Origin of the sequence: Amycolatopsis antarctica (assembly GCF_002262875.1) — a bacterium.
GTDB lineage: Bacteria > Actinomycetota > Actinomycetes > Mycobacteriales > Pseudonocardiaceae > Amycolatopsis > Amycolatopsis antarctica.
On the sequence record NZ_NKYE01000006.1, the window covers coordinates 153,791 to 170,577 of the forward strand.

Annotated in this window: 14 protein-coding genes; 5 read left to right on the forward strand and 9 right to left on the reverse strand. The window is 72.1% G+C overall.

The genetic code is table 11. The annotated features are described in order from the left end of the window. Positions 1–435 precede the first annotated feature (435 nt). From CFN78_RS11830 to CFN78_RS11845, 4 genes are read left to right on the forward strand one after another with little or no spacing between them, the layout of a single operon-like run. A complete protein-coding gene (locus tag CFN78_RS11830) occupies positions 436–3,009 on the forward strand; it encodes a permease (RefSeq protein WP_094862797.1) in 2,574 nt (857 codons plus the stop codon). Next, positions 3,002–3,721 (forward strand): ABC transporter ATP-binding protein, encoded by a 720-nt coding sequence (locus tag CFN78_RS11835; RefSeq protein ID WP_240519410.1) that lies wholly within the window; start codon positions 3,002–3,004, stop codon positions 3,719–3,721. Before CFN78_RS11830 ends, CFN78_RS11835 begins: the two co-directional genes overlap by 8 nt. Beyond that, positions 3,718–4,386: an ABC transporter ATP-binding protein gene (locus CFN78_RS11840; RefSeq protein WP_094862798.1), complete on the forward strand. Its 669-nt coding sequence runs from the start codon at positions 3,718–3,720 to the stop codon at positions 4,384–4,386. Before CFN78_RS11835 ends, CFN78_RS11840 begins: the two co-directional genes overlap by 4 nt. A gap of 39 nt (positions 4,387–4,425) precedes the next feature. Then, positions 4,426–5,499, forward strand: coding sequence for a GDSL-type esterase/lipase family protein (locus tag CFN78_RS11845; RefSeq protein WP_094862799.1), 1,074 nt, complete (start codon positions 4,426–4,428; stop codon positions 5,497–5,499). Positions 5,500–5,527: 28 nt separating this feature from the next. On the opposite strand, the gene CFN78_RS11850 is transcribed toward CFN78_RS11845, so the two are convergent. From CFN78_RS11850 to CFN78_RS11865, 4 genes are all read right to left on the reverse strand, one after another. Then, entirely contained in the window at positions 5,528–5,986 is a 459-nt protein-coding gene (locus CFN78_RS11850; RefSeq protein WP_094862800.1) for an Lrp/AsnC family transcriptional regulator, read from the reverse strand. Between the two features lie 34 nt (positions 5,987–6,020). Further along, positions 6,021–7,163, reverse strand: coding sequence for a M24 family metallopeptidase (locus CFN78_RS11855; protein ID WP_094862801.1), 1,143 nt, complete (start codon positions 7,161–7,163; stop codon positions 6,021–6,023). A gap of 84 nt (positions 7,164–7,247) precedes the next feature. After that, positions 7,248–8,501 (reverse strand): MFS transporter, encoded by a 1,254-nt coding sequence (locus CFN78_RS11860; RefSeq protein ID WP_094862802.1) that lies wholly within the window; start codon positions 8,499–8,501, stop codon positions 7,248–7,250. Further along, positions 8,498–9,067 carry a winged helix-turn-helix domain-containing protein gene (locus tag CFN78_RS11865; RefSeq protein ID WP_094862969.1) on the reverse strand — a complete coding sequence of 190 codons (570 nt, stop codon included), beginning with the start codon at positions 9,065–9,067 and terminating at the stop codon, positions 8,498–8,500. The genes CFN78_RS11860 and CFN78_RS11865 overlap by 4 nt, the downstream gene beginning before the upstream one ends. Before the next feature lie 129 nt (positions 9,068–9,196). On the opposite strand from CFN78_RS11865, the gene CFN78_RS11870 reads away from it, so the two are divergent. Next, the gene (locus CFN78_RS11870; RefSeq protein ID WP_094862803.1) at positions 9,197–10,132 is read left to right on the forward strand and encodes a 5'-3' exonuclease; all 936 of its coding nucleotides are present in this window, start codon (positions 9,197–9,199) and stop codon (positions 10,130–10,132) included. A 9-nt stretch (positions 10,133–10,141) separates the two neighbouring features. On the opposite strand, the gene CFN78_RS11875 is transcribed toward CFN78_RS11870, so the two are convergent. From CFN78_RS11875 to CFN78_RS11895, 5 genes are all read right to left on the reverse strand, one after another. After that, on the reverse strand, positions 10,142–11,368 hold the full coding sequence (locus tag CFN78_RS11875; RefSeq protein ID WP_094862804.1) for a GNAT family N-acetyltransferase: 1,227 nt from the start codon (positions 11,366–11,368) through the stop codon (positions 10,142–10,144). Positions 11,369–11,410: 42 nt separating this feature from the next. Next, entirely contained in the window at positions 11,411–11,788 is a 378-nt protein-coding gene (locus CFN78_RS11880; RefSeq protein ID WP_094862805.1) for a DUF4333 domain-containing protein, read from the reverse strand. Between the two features lie 109 nt (positions 11,789–11,897). Then, a complete protein-coding gene (locus tag CFN78_RS11885) occupies positions 11,898–13,103 on the reverse strand; it encodes a GNAT family N-acetyltransferase (protein WP_094862806.1) in 1,206 nt (401 codons plus the stop codon). 25 nt (positions 13,104–13,128) lie between these two features. Next, positions 13,129–13,860: a DUF4333 domain-containing protein gene (locus CFN78_RS11890; RefSeq protein ID WP_094862970.1), complete on the reverse strand. Its 732-nt coding sequence runs from the start codon at positions 13,858–13,860 to the stop codon at positions 13,129–13,131. Between the two features lie 105 nt (positions 13,861–13,965). After that, the gene (locus tag CFN78_RS11895; protein ID WP_094862807.1) at positions 13,966–16,728 is read right to left on the reverse strand and encodes a DEAD/DEAH box helicase; all 2,763 of its coding nucleotides are present in this window, start codon (positions 16,726–16,728) and stop codon (positions 13,966–13,968) included. Positions 16,729–16,787 lie beyond the last annotated feature (59 nt).

The window sequence follows — 16,787 nt, forward strand, 5'->3', positions numbered from 1 at the left end:
TCATGCGAATCGACCGGGCCGCCCCGGCGTGCGACACATTCGCGCGGAATACCGCGTTCGCATTCCCCCATGCAGCCAGGAATCGAACCTGGATATATCGGCACAATATCGGTCGAATCACGTGTATTCGCCGATCGAATTCAGAAACACAGGCTATTCACGAGTTCCGGCGGGGTCAAGTCGGAAGTTAACCGGACGGCTTTCGTGATCGCGCGGTCACGTGCGGGCGCAGTACCCTGCGTCGCGAATTGTGCACGGATCCGGCGGCAAAGGGACCCGGCTCGCGTTTCGCCCCCCATTCCACCGGAAAACCACCGTGGACGTGCGACCCGCAACGAGACGGGTCCACGATCCGGGAAACCGCTCCGCCGGATCGGACAACAAAAGTGACACATGCCACCATGGGCGACCGGGCAACCGGTAGCGTGCGCTGCCATGCGACAACTGCCGTGGCGCACGGCGCCCCGTGCTGCGCTGTCCAGCCCGCTGACGCTCGTCGTCGCCGCCGTCACCGCGCTGCTGTCCTGTTTCCTCGGCGCCGCCGCCGTCCTGCACGCGTCCGCGGCCGGAGCGGCGACCGTCGACTACCAGGCCGAGCAGGTCTGCCCGGACGCAGCGGCCCCGATGTTCAGCCAGTCCCGGATCGACCCGGCCGCCGTGGAGCCTACCCTGTGGACCATGCGCGAGCAGGCGCGAGCGCACGGCTTCGCCGAACCCCGGCTGGCCGTCTACACCGCCGAGATGCGCGGCAACGAGTTCAACGGCGACACCTACCGGACCCGCATCGGTTACACCGACGGCGGCGTCGACAACCTGGAACTGGTCAGCGGCAGCCGCGCCCCCGGCCTGTGGATCGGTGACGACCTCTCCCGCAACCAGGGCATCGGGCTCGGCACGGTCGGCAGGCAGGTCGGCGGTGGAGCGCTGCCGCCGGTCACCGGCACCTACACCGCGCTGGTGCCGCCCGCACCCCGCTGGTGGTGCTCACAGCAGGACCTCGCCGTCCAACAGCGGATCGTCGACCCGCCCAGCGGGGCGGTGCTCTTCGCGACCGACCGGTCCAGCTTCGACCAGGTCGTCGCGGCCACGGGCACGATCGTGGACCGGATGATCGTCACCTTCCCCGGACCGCCGCCGCGCACGGTGGACGACGCCACCGACGCGCTGGAGCGCTCCGAGGAGATGATCGCCGCCGTCCGCTCCGACCTGGACGGCCGCGGCCTCGGCTCGCTGCTCAACGCCGCCACCCCCGGCGAACGGTCGGTGGAGATCGCCGGGCAGGCCCAGGCCAACGTGGCGTTCTCCATCGCGCCGCTGGCCGCGATCAGCGTGCTGATCGGCTGCGCCGGGGTCGGCACCGTGGCGCTGCAGTGGTACCAGCGCCGCTACGCCCAGCTCCGGCTGCTCGCCGCCCGCGGCAGTGGTCCGCTCCCCCTCGGCGGGTTGGCGCTGGCCGAACTCGGCGCGCCGGTGCTGGCAGGCGGAATCGCGGGCACCCTGCTCGCCCGGCTGCTGCTGCCCGTCTACGGGCCGCCGGGAGCGGTCAGCACTCCGGCGCTGTTGCTCGCGACCGCCGTGGCGGCCGCGATCCTGCTGGTGTCGCTCGCCCTGCTCGGTGCGGTGGTCGCGCTGCGCGCCCACCGCGAGTTCCAGCTCGCCCGGGTCTCCGCCCGCAGGCGGGCGTGGCGGCTGCTCGGCGCGTTTCCGTGGGAACTGGTCACCGGCGCGCTCGCCGTGGTCGGCTGGATACAGCTCCGAGACTTCGGCGGCGGGAGCCGTTCGCTGAACCCGCTGCCACAGGTGAATCCGGTGGCGCTGACCTACCCGGTGTTCGTCGTGCTGACCGTGGGGCTGCTCGCAGCCCGGGCGGGATGGCTGCTGCTGCGCCTGTCGCACCGGGCCCGGTTCTGGTCACGGCCCGCCCTGCAGCTCGCGATCCGCAGGCTCGCCAGCTCGCGCGCACCGGTCGTCGGCGTCCTGGTGATCGGCGTGCTCGCCATCGGCACCCTCGCCGCGGGCAACGGCATCGCGACGGCTCAGAACGCCGCACTGGAGACCAAGTCGAGCATCTTCGTCGGAGCCGACTCCCGCGCCGACACCGAAAGCCCGGTCGGCCGGGGCGAACGGCCACTTCCCGGGCCGCTGCGCGATTCCAGCACCATCGTCGGCGAGCTGACCGGTACCGGCAGCGTCGTACTCGTCGTCGACCCGGCCACGTTCGCCCGTTCGGCGCGCCTGGGGGCGCTGCCCGCCGAGGAGGTCGAACCGCTGCTGCGGCAGATCGACCGCCCTCCCGGCGAGACCGTGCCCGCCGTCCGTGTCGGCCACCGCGAGGGGCAGTCCGCCGCGCTCCCGGGAATGCCGGACGCCGCGCCGATCGCCGACCTGCCGGTGTTCCCGATCATCGGCACCCAGCCGGGCTACGTGATCTCCCGCAACGCGCTCACCCCCGACCAACTCGGCGCCGTACCGCGCTGGTCGGTGCTGTCGCAGACCCCGCTGGGCACGCTGACCTCGGCACTGGCCGCCGCCGGCCTCGCCCAGCCCAACGCCGTCGACCGGGTCACCGCACTCGACGCGCTGCCCTTCTACCTGGTGGAGTGGACGTTCTCCTTCGTCGTGGTCCTCGGCGCGGTACTCGCCGCGGTGGCCATCCTCGCGTTGCTCGCGGCCGTGGAGGTACGGCGCAGGCAGAACGCACTCGCCGGGGCCCTCGTGCTGCGCATGGGCATGCGCCCACGCGCGTTGCTCGGCAGCCACCTGATCGAACTCGGCACGCTCGCCGGGCTGGCGGTGGCGACCGGCGTCGCCTGCGGACTGACCGTGGCCGGCATATCGGTGCCCCGCTTCGACCCGGCGAGCTGGCTGGCGCCCCGTTCCGAACTGCCCGACCTGACGCCGTTCGTGTCCGCCGTGGCCGGTACGGGCGTGCTGGTCGTACTGGCGGCGGGCTGGATCGCGATGCGCTCGGTGCGCACCGCCCGGACCGCGGAGTTGCTGCGTGCCTGATCCCACCGGCCACCCGACCTTCACCCTGCGCGACGTCGGCGTGGACTACACCACCCCGGCGGGCACCGTCACCGGCGTCGACGGCATCGAACTGACGGTGCCCGCGCACGGAGTCACCGTCCTGGCCGGGCCGTCCGGATCGGGGAAGTCGACCCTGCTGCGGGTGCTGGGCCTGTTCGAACGTCCCACCCGCGGCGCCGTCTCGTTCCGCGGCACCGACACCGGCACGCTCGGCCACCGCGCCCGCCGCGCGCTGCGCCGCGACCACCTCGGCCTGGTGTTCCAGAACCCGCCGGAGAACCTGATCGACCATCTCGGCGTCGGGAAGAACCTCCTCGCGGCCGCCCAGTCGACCGGGAACCAGGCCGATCCCGAGGCCATCCTGGACCGCCTCGGCCTCGGCGGCACCGCCGACTGGCGCGTCACCGCGCTCTCCGGCGGCCAGCAACAGCGGCTGGCCTTCGGTTGCGCGCTGGCACGGGGTTCGGCGGTGATCCTCGCCGACGAACCGACCTCCCAGCTCGACGAGGCCTCGGCCGATCTGGTCCTGGACACGCTGCGGCTACTCGCCGGTGAGGGCCACGCGATCGTCGTCGCCTCACACGACGACCGGCTGATCCGGCTCGGCGACCGGGTCGCCTGGATGCATGACGGCAGGCTCACCGCACTCGACGAACACACCGGGCCGCACACCGAGAGGGCGAAGCCGTGAACGTTCCCGCACTGCACGCCAAGGCGCTCCGGCGCCGGTTCAGCCACCCCGGCGGCGACGTGGAAGTGTTGCGGGGCTTGGAACTGCGAGTCGAGGCCGGGGAACTGGTCACCGTGTCCGGACGCTCCGGATCGGGCAAGAGCGCGCTGCTGGCACTTCTCGGGGGCTTCGACTCCCCCGACTCCGGTTGCGTGCTTCTCGACGGAGAGTCGATCGCGGGCGCACCGCCCTGGCACACCTGCGCGGTACTGCCGCAGGCGCTCGGGCTCGCGCTGGAGCTGACCGTCGGCGAGAACGTCGCGCTGCCGTTGCGGCTGCGCGCGGGCGAAGGACGGCCCGGCCCGGCCGCCATCCGGTCGCGGGTGAGCGAACTGCTCGACGGCCTCGGCGTCGGTACCCTCGCCGACCGTTACCCGCACGAACTCTCCTTCGGGCAGCAGCAACGGGTCGCGCTCGCCCGCGCCGTCAGCGGCAGGCCGAAGATCCTGCTCACCGACGAACCCACCGCCCATCTCGACGCTGGCAGCGTCCCCGCCGTGCTCGGCCTGTTGCGCCGTTGCGCCGAGGAGGGCACCGCGGTCGTCGTCGCCACGCACGACGAGGAAGTGCACCGCATCGCCGATCGCAGGGTCCGCATGGCCGACGGGCTGCTCGCCGGCATCTGATCGCCGCCGGGCCCGCCGGACTCCGTAGACTGGGCGGTGATGCGACGGTATCGGTGGTGGTTCGGCGGCCTCGCGCTCGCCGCGGTGACAGCTCTGGTCGCGGTGTTCGCCCTGTCCGGCACCGAATCCCCCGGACCCGTCGACCGGCCGGGCCCTCCCGGCGACGGACCGCTGACCATCGTCACCCTCGGCGACAGCACGCTGTCCGGGGAGGGAGCGGGCGAATACACCCCGGACACCGACGGCACGAACGGCAACTGGTGCCACCGTTCCCCGAAGGCCACCGTGCACGTCACGCAGGTACCGGGCATCACCGAACGGGTCAACCTCGCCTGCTCCGGCGCACCGGCCGCGCAGGTCGCCCTCGGCGACGTCGAGCAGTGGACCGAACCCTCGCAGGCACGGCAACTCGCGGAGCTGACCCGCACCAAGCGGGTGTCGGCCGTGGTGGTCGCGGTCGGCGCCAACGACGATCCGCACTTCTCCCGCCTGATCAGCGAATGCTTCCAGGCCTGGTTCGACAGCAAGGGCGCACCGTGCAGCGAACGGATCGCCCAGGACTGGCAGAACCGGGTGGACGCGATGGTGCCGAAGGTGAGCGACGCGCTCGCCGACGTCCGGCAGGTGCTGCAGAACGCCGGGTACTCCCGCGAGGACTACCAGCTCGTCCTGCAGTCCTACGCCGCCCCGATCGGCCCCGGCATCCCCGAGGCGCTGCGCAGCCTCGACGGCTGCCCGTTCCGCGCCGAAGACCTGCAATGGGTTGCCACACAAGGGATGCCGGTACTCACCGGCGGTCTCCGCAAGGCAGCCGGAGAGGTCGACGCCCGCTTCCTCGACCTGTCCCGTGCCGGCACCGGGCACGAGGCGTGCAGCGGCGGCGAGGACCCGGCAGACGAGTGGTTCAGCAGGCTGACCATCCGCTGGCAGGACCTCACCGACACCGAACGGGCCGGACACGCGATCCAGGAATCCTTCCACCCCAACGCGAACGGCCACGCACAGTTCGGGCGCTGCCTGACCGAGTTCCTCGGCACGGCGGACCGGGCAGCCGCGTGCCTGGCCGGCGAGGACGGTGCCCTGCGCGCCGCCACCACCGTCACCGCCCAATAGGCACCCTCGCGCGAGAAGGACGCCGGGTTCAGAGCTGCGGCGAGCGCCCCTCGAACGGCGTCGACAGCACGACCGTGGTCCTCGTGGACACCTTCGCCGACTCACGGATCCGGCGCAGCAGGTCCTCCAGGCCCAGCGGCGACACCACCCGGACCAGCAGGATGTACGACTCGTCACCGGCGACCGAGTAGCACGACTCGATCTCCGGGATGTGCTCGAGCCGCTGCGGGTAGTCGTCGGGCGCACCGGGGTCGTTCGGCGTCAGCGAGATCAACGCGGTGAGCGGCAAGCCGATCTGCTCACCGTCCAGCCGGGCGGTGTAACCACGGATGACGCCACGCTGCTCCAGCCGCCGCACCCGCTGATGCACGGCCGACACCGACAAGCCCACGCGCTCCGCGAGATCGGTGAAACTGCGCCTGCCGTCAGCCGCCAGCTCCCGGGCGATGGCGCGGTCGAGGGGCTCCATCGGCCCGGTCGCGGTCATCGGCCCTCCCCCCGCGGACAGGATCCGGGCCCGCTCATGCGTCCAGCACGGCGAGCTCGTGCGGGCGATTGTTGAACGACTCCACGCCGTCCTCGGTGACGGCCACGATGTCCTCGATCCGGGCGCCCCACCGGCCCGCGTGGTAGATGCCGGGCTCGACACTGAACGCGATGCCCGGCCGCAGCGGCAGATCGTTGCCCGCGACCACGTACGGCTCCTCGTGCACGTCGAGACCGATGCCGTGCCCGGTGCGGTGGATGAAGCGGTCTCCGTAGCCCGCGTCGGCGATGATCCGGCGCGCGGTCGCGTCGATCTCGCCCGCGGGCACACCGGGACGCACCGCCTCGACGGCTGCCCGCTGCGCCGCCAGCAGAACCGCGTACACCTCGGTCACCTCGGGGTCGCGCGGGGCGCCCACGGAGTAGGTGCGGGTGCAGTCGGAGTTGTATCCCTCCGGCACCGGTCCGCCGATGTCGACGACCACCACGTCGCCCTTCTCGATGACACGGTCCGACACGTCGTGGTGCGGGCTGGCGCCGTTCGGGCCGGAGCCGACGATGATGAAGTCGGCGTGACTGTGCCCCTCCTCGACCATGGCGGCCCGGATGTCGGCGCCAACCTCGGCCTCGGTGCGGCCCGGCCGCAGCCAGTCGCCGACCCTGGCATGCACGCGGTCGATGGCGGCACCGGCCTTGCGCAGCGCGGCGAGCTCGGTGGCGTCCTTGCGCATCCGGACCTCCCGCAGCACCGGACCGGCGAGCGTCTGCTCCGCCGTACCGCAGGCCGCGCGCAGCCCGAGCACGTGCAGGGCGAGCGTGTTGTCACCGACCGCGACCCTGCGCGGAGCGCCGAGCCGATCGGCCACGAGCCGGTACGGGTCCTCGCCGTCGACCCAGGTGAGAAGTTCGATGCCCAGTTCGTCGGTGGGGACGTCGGTGAAGCCCGGCGCCTCCAGCTTGGGCAACACCAGTGCCGGGGTGCCCTCGGCGGGCAGCACCAGGGTGGTGAGCCGCTCGAACGATCCGCCCGCCTGGCCGATCAGGTAGCGCAGGTCCGACCCGGGCGCGATGAGCAGCGCGTCCGTGCCGGCCGACGCCGCCGCCTCACGGGCACGGTCGAGGCGGGAACGCAGGGCGGCGGGGGCCGGGGCAGTGGCATGCAGGGATCGACGCGACATGCCGTCGAGCGTAGCCGGACCTAGCGCGCGCGGCGCCTCCCGCCCGCCGCCGTGCCCTCCTCGAAACGGGGCCGCCGCGACGGATCAGACCGCGACCGGAGCGTGCTCCGGGGTCGCCGGACGATGGTCGAGTTCGCGCCACACCGGGAAGATCAACGGGAACGTCGTGGCGACCAGGTAGATCACCGCGAACGTCACCAGCGCCCCGGTCAGACCCGTCCAGTCCAGCAGCACGCCGGCCAGCATCGTGCCCAGCGGCATGGCCGCGATGGCACCACCGGAGGCGAGGCTCAGCACCCGCCCGCGCAACATCGCGGGCACCCGTTCGTGCACCACCGCCAGCAGGATCGGGTTCAGCGCGCCCGATCCCAGCCCGGAGACCGCCAGCAACGGCAGCAGTACCGGCGCGGGTGGCTCCAGGGCCAGCAGCACGAACCGGGGCATTCCGAGCAGCAGGAAGCAGGCGGTGAACACGGCCCAGCGGGACAACCGGTGACCGATCCAGCCGTACAGGGCCGCCCCGCCGAGCCCGCCGATCCCCAGCGCGGTCACCATCAGCCCGACCAGGGCGCTGCTGTCGAAGACCTGCGAACCGTATGCGGGGTAGAGCACGCCGCTGAGGCCGACGTCGAGCGCGTTGGTCACCATCAGCATCGGCAGCGCGGCCCGCAACAGCCGGTCGCCGCGCAGGTAGCGGACCCCGCCGAGGAGCCTGCGCAGGTAGCTGTCGGCACGGTCCCCGGCGTCGTCCCCGTCCCGAGCGGGGGTGCGGCCGCGGACGAACACGGCGACGAGTCCGGCCGAGGCGAGCAGGGTGGCCGTGTCGACGACCAGGACGGGTACCGGGCCCAGCACGGCGACCAGCCCGCCGGCCACCGGGGCGCCCACCATCCGGCCCAGCCGCATCGCGGCGTCGACGGCGCTGCTCGCGCGTTCCAGCCGGATCCCCGCCGGTTCCGCGACCTGTGCCAGCAGGACCTGTTTCGCCGTGTCGGACGGTGCACGGGTGGCACCCGCCGTGAACGCCAGTACCGCCAGCAAGGGCACCGGCAGCCCGACCGTCAGCTCCGCCAGCGGGATCAGCGCGATGGCGGCGGCCGTGATCGCGTCCGCGGTGATGCTCAGCCGCCGCGGGCCGGCCCTGTCCACCAGCGGCCCCGCGAGCACGATCGACAGCAGCAGGCCGAGGGTCTCCGCGGCCGTCACCGCACCGGTCTGGGTTCCGCTGCCGGTGGAGTGCAGGACGTACCAGGGGATCGCGATCAGCGTCATCGCCAGGCCGAACGAGGACAGCCCCGCGGCGACGGCCAACCCGGCTAGCGGGAGACGGGTTCTCATGACCGCTCGCCGTCGTGGCGGCGGGGGAACGCGGCCCAGTGCGCCACGACCGTCTCGTCTCCGGCGCGCGGTTCCCGGCGGTAGCGGTCCACGACCCGCAGGACGTCCTCGCTCAGGGCACGCGTCTCCTCCGGTGTCAGCGACAGCCGCGCGTCGTCGAAGAGGACGGTGCGTTCCCAGCTTTCCCGCCAATGGTCGAGCTCGGCGATGAACTGAGACTCGGCGGCGTAGCGGAGTTGAACGCTCGCGTGCAGGTAGGAGTTCAGTGCTCCGGCGGAGTCCGGGTCGTCCAGGAAGTCCTCGGCGTCCATGCGGTGACCGTCGTGCACCGAGCGCCACCAGCGTTCCCGCCTGTTGCCCCGGTCGGTGTCCTCCGCCACGAAGCCGTACTCCGCGAGCTGCCGCAGGTGCCAGCTCGTCGTCCCGGAGCTCTCGCCCAGCCGCTCCCCCAGCCCCGACGCCGTCGCGGGGCCGTCCGCGCGCAGGAGTTCGAGTAGCTGGATCCGTAAGGGGTGGGCCAGGGCGCGCAGGGTGCGGCGATTCAGCCTCGCCACATGGTCGGTCATGCCCGGCACATTATCTGACAAGGGTTCTCTGCAGACGAGTGTTCGCAAAGAACACTCTGTTATTTCCGGCGTCCGCGCGCCCGGCATCGGATCGCCGCGGGTGTCGGGCGTTCGTGGCAGGCTGTCCGCGTGACCGCTCCCCTCGCGCTGCTCGACGCCGCAGGCCTGTACTTCCGCTCGTTCTACGCGCTGCCCGAATCGATGACGGCACCGGACGGCACACCGGTGAACGCCGTCCGCGGGTTCGCCGACACCGTCGCGCGCATTCTCACCGACCGGAAACCGGGCAGGCTCGTCGCCTGCCTCGACGCGGACTGGCGCCCCCAGTTCCGCGTCGACCTGCTGCCCAGCTACAAGGCGCACCGGGTCGCCGACACCGCAGAGGACGGCTCCGAGGAAGTCCCCGACACGCTCAGCCCCCAGGTGCCCATCATCATCGATCTGCTCGACGCGGTCGGTCTCGCCACCGCCGAGGCCGAGGGCTTCGAGGCCGACGACGTCATCGGCACCCTCACCGCCCGCGAGAGCACCGACCCGGTGGAGGTCGTCACCGGCGACCGTGACCTGTTCCAGCTCGTCCGCACCGAACCCACCCGGGCCTCGGTCATCTACGTCGGCAAGGGCTGGGCGAAGGCGGAGGTCCTCGGCAGGACCGAGATCGCCGCCCGCTACGGCGTCCCCGAACCGATCGCGGGACGGGCCTACGCGGAGATGTCCATGCTGCGCGGCGATCCCTCCGACGGGCTCCCCGGCGTGCCCGGGATCGGCGACAAGACCGCCGCCAAGCTGATCACCCAGTTCGGCTCGCTCGACGCGCTCATCGCCGCCGCCCGCGACGAGGACCCCGCGCTGCCGGCCAAGACCCGCACCCGCATCCTGGACTCCGCCGGATACCTCGCAGTGGCCCCCACGGTCGTCACCGTCGCCCCGGACGCGCCGGTACGGATGTCCCGGGACGACCGGGTGCCCGCCGCGCCCGCCGACCCGGACCGCGTCGCCGAACTCGCCGAGCGGTGGAACCTCGGCGCCTCCGTCCAGCGGCTCCTCGCGGCGCTGCCGGGATGACCGCGCAGGTCAGAAGAACGTGCCGCACCACGGTGGACGCGTGGTCCCGAACAGCGCGTCCGCCGCGGCAGGCGCCGCCGGGTCACCGACCTCGATACGTCCCAGCTCCGCCAGCGTGCTCGGCGCCCGGTCACCGAGATAGAGCATCGCGAGCACGTCCACCCCCAGCCGCAGCCCAGCGGTCCCGGCCGAGTCCGGCACCCGCTCCGCCCCCTCCCGGCTGATCCGGTACCGCCCGGAGTTGGCCGCCAGCAACGGATCCACCACGTCCACGAGCACCGGGGGCCCGGCGCCGTAAGCGCGTGCGGCCAGTGCCGCGGGCACATCCACCAGCCGCAGCCACAGATCGTCCTGCCGCCCGGTCACCGCGCACCGGCGTGGATCGGCCAGCATGAGCTCCACCTCGTCGTCGAGCGGCAGCGCGGGCGCGATCACCTCGGCGACCAGGTCCATCCCCAGCAGATACCGCCACAACTCCGCCGCCACCACCGGGCTCGCCGCATGCAGGTCGCGCACCCGGACCGTGGCACCTCGCTCCGGTTCGGCGTCCGTCCGCGCGTCCTCGGTCTTGTAGACCACGTAGCCGTCATCCGTGCCCGAGGCCGAGCTGTGCACGGCGACCAGGTGACCGTCCCGACCGACCAACCGGTCGTGATCGGCGGGCCACCAGTGATCGGGCCGGTCGATCATGCCGGGACGATGGGGGGCGATCGACCGGTACAGCCCCGGCACGAGTGACACCGCCTCTTCGGCGTCGAGCAGGCGCATCCGGCCGGAGGCGGGCAGGTCCGGGCGCACCGTGCCGCGGCCCGCGCGCACACGCACGGAGACGCGGCGGGTGGCCGCGCCGTAACCAGCACGGCCGTAGATGACGGTCTCGCTGGCGTGCAGAGCGGCGGCGACGTCGCCGCGTGCCGCACAGTCCTCGAGCTGGACACGCATGAGCCGGGTGAACAGCCCGCGCCGGGTGTGGTCGGCGCGCACGCCGACACCGTCGACCATTGCCGTCGGTATCCGTCCGCCGCCGGGCACGAGCATGTGCGTGCCCATCGAACTGGTGATACCAACGATCGCGTCCCCGTCGAACGCGCCGAACTTGCGGTCCGCCCGCCACGAGCGACCGACCAGTTCCCACACCTCGTCGGAGGCGGCAGTGCCGTGCAGGGTCAGGGACAGCAGGGCACGCGCGGGACGGCGTTCGGCCTCGGTGATCGGTCGCACCACGTAGGACGTCATGGCCGCCGATACTGCCCGCGACCGGCACGGCGAGCCAGTGACTTACCCCGGCTCGGCCGGGCGCCCGACCTCGTACTCGCCGTTGCCGCCGCGAACCCGGATGGGTACCTGACGCTGTTGCCCGTCCACCGTGGCAGCGCAGTCGAACTCACGGGTCTCGTCGGCGATCTGGTCGGCGGGGCAGCTCACCTCGCCGACCTCGCCGACCGTGTACACCTCGCGCAGAATGCGCTCGACGTCGGCTTCCATCCGGTCCCGGTCGAACACCGGCGGATCGGTACTCGCACCGGTCGCGGTCGTCCGCTCGGCACCGGCTCCGGACGGCGGTGCCGGTGCGGGCTCGGCGGGCGGCCTGTCACATCCGGCGAACAGCGCGACTCCGGCGAGAACGGCACCCGGAAGCAGGATGCGCACACGCACGCGGCCACCTCGACAGTCGTTCACCGGTTTGAGCGCTGGTGAACCTACCCCATGACTGCCACCGCCGACCAGCGTCGACGATCACACCCCGCCGTTGCGGCCACCGGCCTCAGAAGAAGGTGCCGCACCAGGCGGCCCGGTCGGCGCCGATGCCGAACAGCCGGTCGGCGATCGCCGGAGCCTCCGGGTCCAGCACGCCGACGCGTCCGGTACCGGCGAGCACGGACGGGCGCCACGTGCCGAGGTAGATCATCGCCAGCGCGTCCACGCCCATCCGCAACTGGGCGGGCTCGCCGGTACGGATCACCTCGTCCGGCGTGATCAGGTAACGGCCCGAGTTCGACGGCAACACCGGATCATCGACCTCGATCACCAGCCGCCCACACGCGCGCACACGGGCCGCCAGCGCGGCGGGCACGTCCACCAGCCGCAGCCAGGCCTCGTCCTCGACACCGGTCGACCGGCACACCCGCGGGTCGGTGAACAGCAGTTCGGTCGGTTCGTCCAGCGGACGCATCCAGGCCTTCACCCGGTCGACCAGGTCCACACCGAGCAGGTACCGCCACAGCCCGGCGAACGCGGCATCGGACGCCGTGTCCAGCATGTCCACCCGCATGGTCGCGGAGTCGGCCCCGGAATCGCGGTCGACGGCGTACTGGGCGATCCCGTCGACGCCGCCCGCACCATGGTGCAGGACGGTGACCGGCGGGACATCGGCCTTACGCAACCGGTTGCCCAGCCCCGCCCACCAGTACGACGGCCGCGCCATCGTCGCGGGGCGCGATGCGGCGAGACCCGAGTAGATCTCCGGCAGCCGCGCCATCGCGGCGTCCACGTCGAGCAGTTCAACCTCACCACCGCGGGGCGCCTCCGGCCGGAACACCGCCCGCCGCCGGTCCACCGTGTACGACAGTCCCCTGGTGCCGACGCCGTAACCGAACCGGCCGTAGATCGGGCCCTCGGTGGCGTACAACAGCGCCGCCACCGTGCCCCGGGCGCTGAGGTCCTCGAACTGGGCGCGCATCAGTTCCCGCAGCACGCCCCGGCGCGTCCGGTCCGGCCGGACGCCGACGCCGGTCACCGCGGCGAGCGGTACCGCCGCACCGCCCGGGACGACCACCGTGGAGTCGAACGAACGGGCCGTACCGATCAGCTCGCGGTCGAACACGCCGAGGGTACGGTCCGGCTGGAACGCGAACCGGGTCCGCTCCCACTCCTCGTCCGACGGCGGCGCCGCGTGCAGCGTGCTGCGGAACAAGCTGCTCGCCGCACGCTGCTCGTCATCGCGGAGAGTCCGGGTGGTGTGATCGCTCATGGCATCAGTGGATCACGCCGCACCGTCACTTCGGCTGACTGACCTCGTAGTTGCCGCTGTCGCTCTTGACGGTGAGGGTGACCTTCTGCTGCTTGCCGCCGACCGTGACGTCACAGTCGAAGGAGCTGTCGACGGTGACTTCCTGGCCCGCAGGGCAGCTCACACTCTCGACGCCCTCGATCTTGTACTTGTCCACGAGCACGCCCTGCACGTCACGGCTCACGGCCGCCTCGTCGAACGTCTTGGTGACCAGGAACCCCGGCGCCAGGAAACCGGTGACCGCGAACGCCGCCACCAGGACCACGGCCACGGCGACCCCGATCCAGATCGGGGTCTTCGACTTCTTGGCGCCGGCGGGAGCCGCGCCCCCGGGGAATCCGCCCGGCTGCTGGCCGTACTGGGGTTGCTGCCCATAGCCGGGCTGCTGCCCGTAACCCTGACCCGGCTGCGGCTGACCCGGCTGCCCGTACTGCGGCTGCTGCCCGTAACCCGGCTGCTGCCCGTACTGGGGCTGACCTTGCGGCTGCTGCCCGTACTGGGGTTGCTGCCCGTAGCCGGGCTGCTGCCCGTAACCCTGACCCGGCTGCGGCTGACCCGGCTGCCCGTACTGCGGCTGCTGGCCATAACCCGGCTGCTGCCCGTAGGCGCCCTGTCCCTGGTCGGGGATACCGCCCGAGGGGGTGCCCGGAAGCTGTCCCGCACCGTAGGGTTGCTGCCCCCACTGCTGCGGATCGTTGCCTCCGTACGGCGTGCTCATCCGTGTCGCCTCCGCCAGGTCGAGAATGTCGCTGCGACCGGTGGTTCCGGCCCCGTCGTGGGGCCGATCAAACCACAGAGCCACCACGCACACACCCGACGGGCATCACGTCGAGCCGGCCGCCACCACACCGCGGCGGAGGGCTCGTACGGCGTCGGAGGCCGCGGCACCCACCGGGTCGGCCTTGCCGAGTACGTCCCGGATCTGGTCGAGCAGGTCGATGACCTGCCGTGACCAGCGCACGAAGTCGCCGGCGGACAGTTCCTGGCCGTTCGCCTCGGCCGCGGTGAGCACCTTCTCCAGCGACTCGCCCCGTGCCCACCGGTACACCGGCCAGGCGAACCCGGCGTCCGGCTCACGGGTGCGGTCCAGCCGGTGCCTGCGCTCGTCCTCGGCCAGCTCGCTCCACAGTCGCGCCGTCTCCTGCCACGCCTTCGGTACCGCGCCCTGTGGCAACCGCGGCTCACCCGGTGAGTCGCGGCGCGCCTCGAACACCAGCACCGACACCACGGCCGCCAGTTCCGGCGGAGTCAGTCCCTCCCACACGCCGTGCCGGATGCACTCGGCGGCGAGCAGATCGGACTCGCTGTAGAGCCGGGCCAGTCGCCTGCCGTGCTCGGTGGCCCGTTCCTCGTCGTTCTCGGCGAGGTAGCCCCGCTCGGTCAGCAGCGCACGGATCCGGTCGAACGCGCGCGCCAGGGAGTGCGTGGTCGCGGCGACCTTCCGTTCGAGCTGCTCGGTCTCCGCCGTCAGCCGGTGGTGGCGCTCGACCCAGCGCAGGTTCGCGTCCCGTTCGGCGAGACCATGGCTCGGGTGCGAGCGCAGGGCACGCCGCAGCGACAGCAGTTCCGGGTCGTCGTTCGCACCGGACCGCCGCTTCTGCCGCGAGGGCAGCGCGATGCCCGTGTTCCGCAGCGTCGAGGCGATGTCCCGCCGGGTCCGCGGCGAGCGCAGTTCGACGTGCTTGGGCAACCGGATATGACCCAGCGCCTCGACCGGGCTCGGGAAGTCCGACACCGACAGCGGTCCCGACCAGCGGTCCTCGGTGACGACCACCGGGCGCGGCTCGCGGATCGGGTCCAGTCCCGGATCGACGACCACGGCCAGCCCCGCGCGCCGCCCGGCGGGCACGGCGATCACATCGCCCTTGCGCAGTGTCTCCAGCGACGCGGCCGTGTCCGCTCTGCGCGAGGCCGTGTTCTGCTTGGACAGCGCCTTCTCCCGCGCGGAGATCTTCTGCCGGATGTCCACATAGGACTGCATATCGCCGAAGTCGCCGGTGATCGCCTCGGCGTACCCCTGGAGGGCCTCGCGGTTGCGTTCGATCCTGCGGGCGGTGCCCACCACCGAACGGTCCGCCTGGAACTGGGCGAACGACTGCTCGAGCAGATCCCGGGCCGCGTCGGCACCGAGCTGTGCGACCAGGTTGATGGCCATGTTGTATCCAGGCCGGAACGAGGACCGCAGCGGGTAGGTGCGCGTCGAGGCCAGGCCGGCGACCTGTTTCGGATCGACACCCGGCTGCCACACCACGACGGCGTGCCCCTCGATGTCGATGCCGCGCCTGCCCGCACGGCCGGTGAGCTGCGTGTACTCCCCCGGTGTCAGGTCGACGTGCGCCTCGCCGTTGTACTTGACCAGCCGCTCCAGCACGACGGTGCGAGCGGGCATGTTGATGCCCAGCGCCAGCGTCTCCGTCGCGAACACGGCCTTCACCAGGCCGCGGACGAACAGCTCCTCCACCGTCTCCTTGAACGCGGGCAGCAGCCCCGCGTGGTGACCGGCGACCCCCCGTTCCAGCGCCTCACGCCACTCCCAGTAACCGAGGACACCGAGATCACCCTCGGGCAGGTCCTTGGTCCGCTCGTCGACGATGCGACGGACCGCCTCGACCTCTTCCGGGCCGTTGAGCCGCAGGTCGGCTCGCACGCACTGGTCCACCGCCGCCTGGCAGCCCGCCCGGGAGAAGATGAACACGATCGCCGGGAGCAACGCGGCCGCGTCGAGGCGTTCGAGCACGTCCACCCGGGACGGTGGCCGGAAACGGGGACCACGCGGCGGCGGCCCCCTGCGTCTGCCCCGCGGACCACGCGCGGCGGCGGGGGCGTGCATGCGCCCGACCTCCTCGGCGCGGCGCAGCAACTGCGGGTTGATCGTGTTCTCGTCGCTGTCCGCACGGTCCCCGGCGAACAGGTCCAGCAGCCGGTTGCCGACGATCATGTGCTGCCACAACGGAACCGGGCGGTGTTCGTCCACCACGACCGTCGTGTCGCCGCGGACCTCCACCAGCCACTCACCGAACTCCTCGGCGTTGCTCACCGTCGCCGACAGGCCCACCACGCGCACGTGCTCGGGCAGGTGCAGGATCACTTCCTCCCACACCGCCCCGCGGAACCGGTCGGCCAGGTAGTGCACCTCGTCCATCACGACGTACGCCAGTTCGTCCACAGTGGACGAACCCGCGTAGAGCATGTTGCGCAGCACCTCGGTGGTCATCACGACGATCTGCGCGTTGCCGTTGACCGAGGTGTCGCCGGTGAGCAGCCCGACCGCGCCGGAACCGTAGCGCTCGGTCAGGTCCGCGAACTTCTGGTTGGACAGTGCCTTGATCGGCGTGGTGTAGAAGCACTTGCGGCCTTCGGCGAGGGCGAGGTGGACGGCGAACTCGCCGACCACGGTCTTGCCCGCGCCGGTCGGGGCGCACAGCAGCACCCCGTGCCCGTCCTCCAGCGCCTCGCAGCCGCGGCGCTGGAAGTCGTCGAACTCGAACAGCACCTCGGCGGCGAAGCGGGTGAGCTGCGGGTACGCCGCGCGCCTGCGGGAGGCCGCGTAGGCCTCGGCCGGGGTCCGGGAATCGGTGGAGGCCACGAGGTCAGGGTTTCACACGCGACGGGTGGTTCGCAGGCGGCGGGCCGTGACCGAGGTGG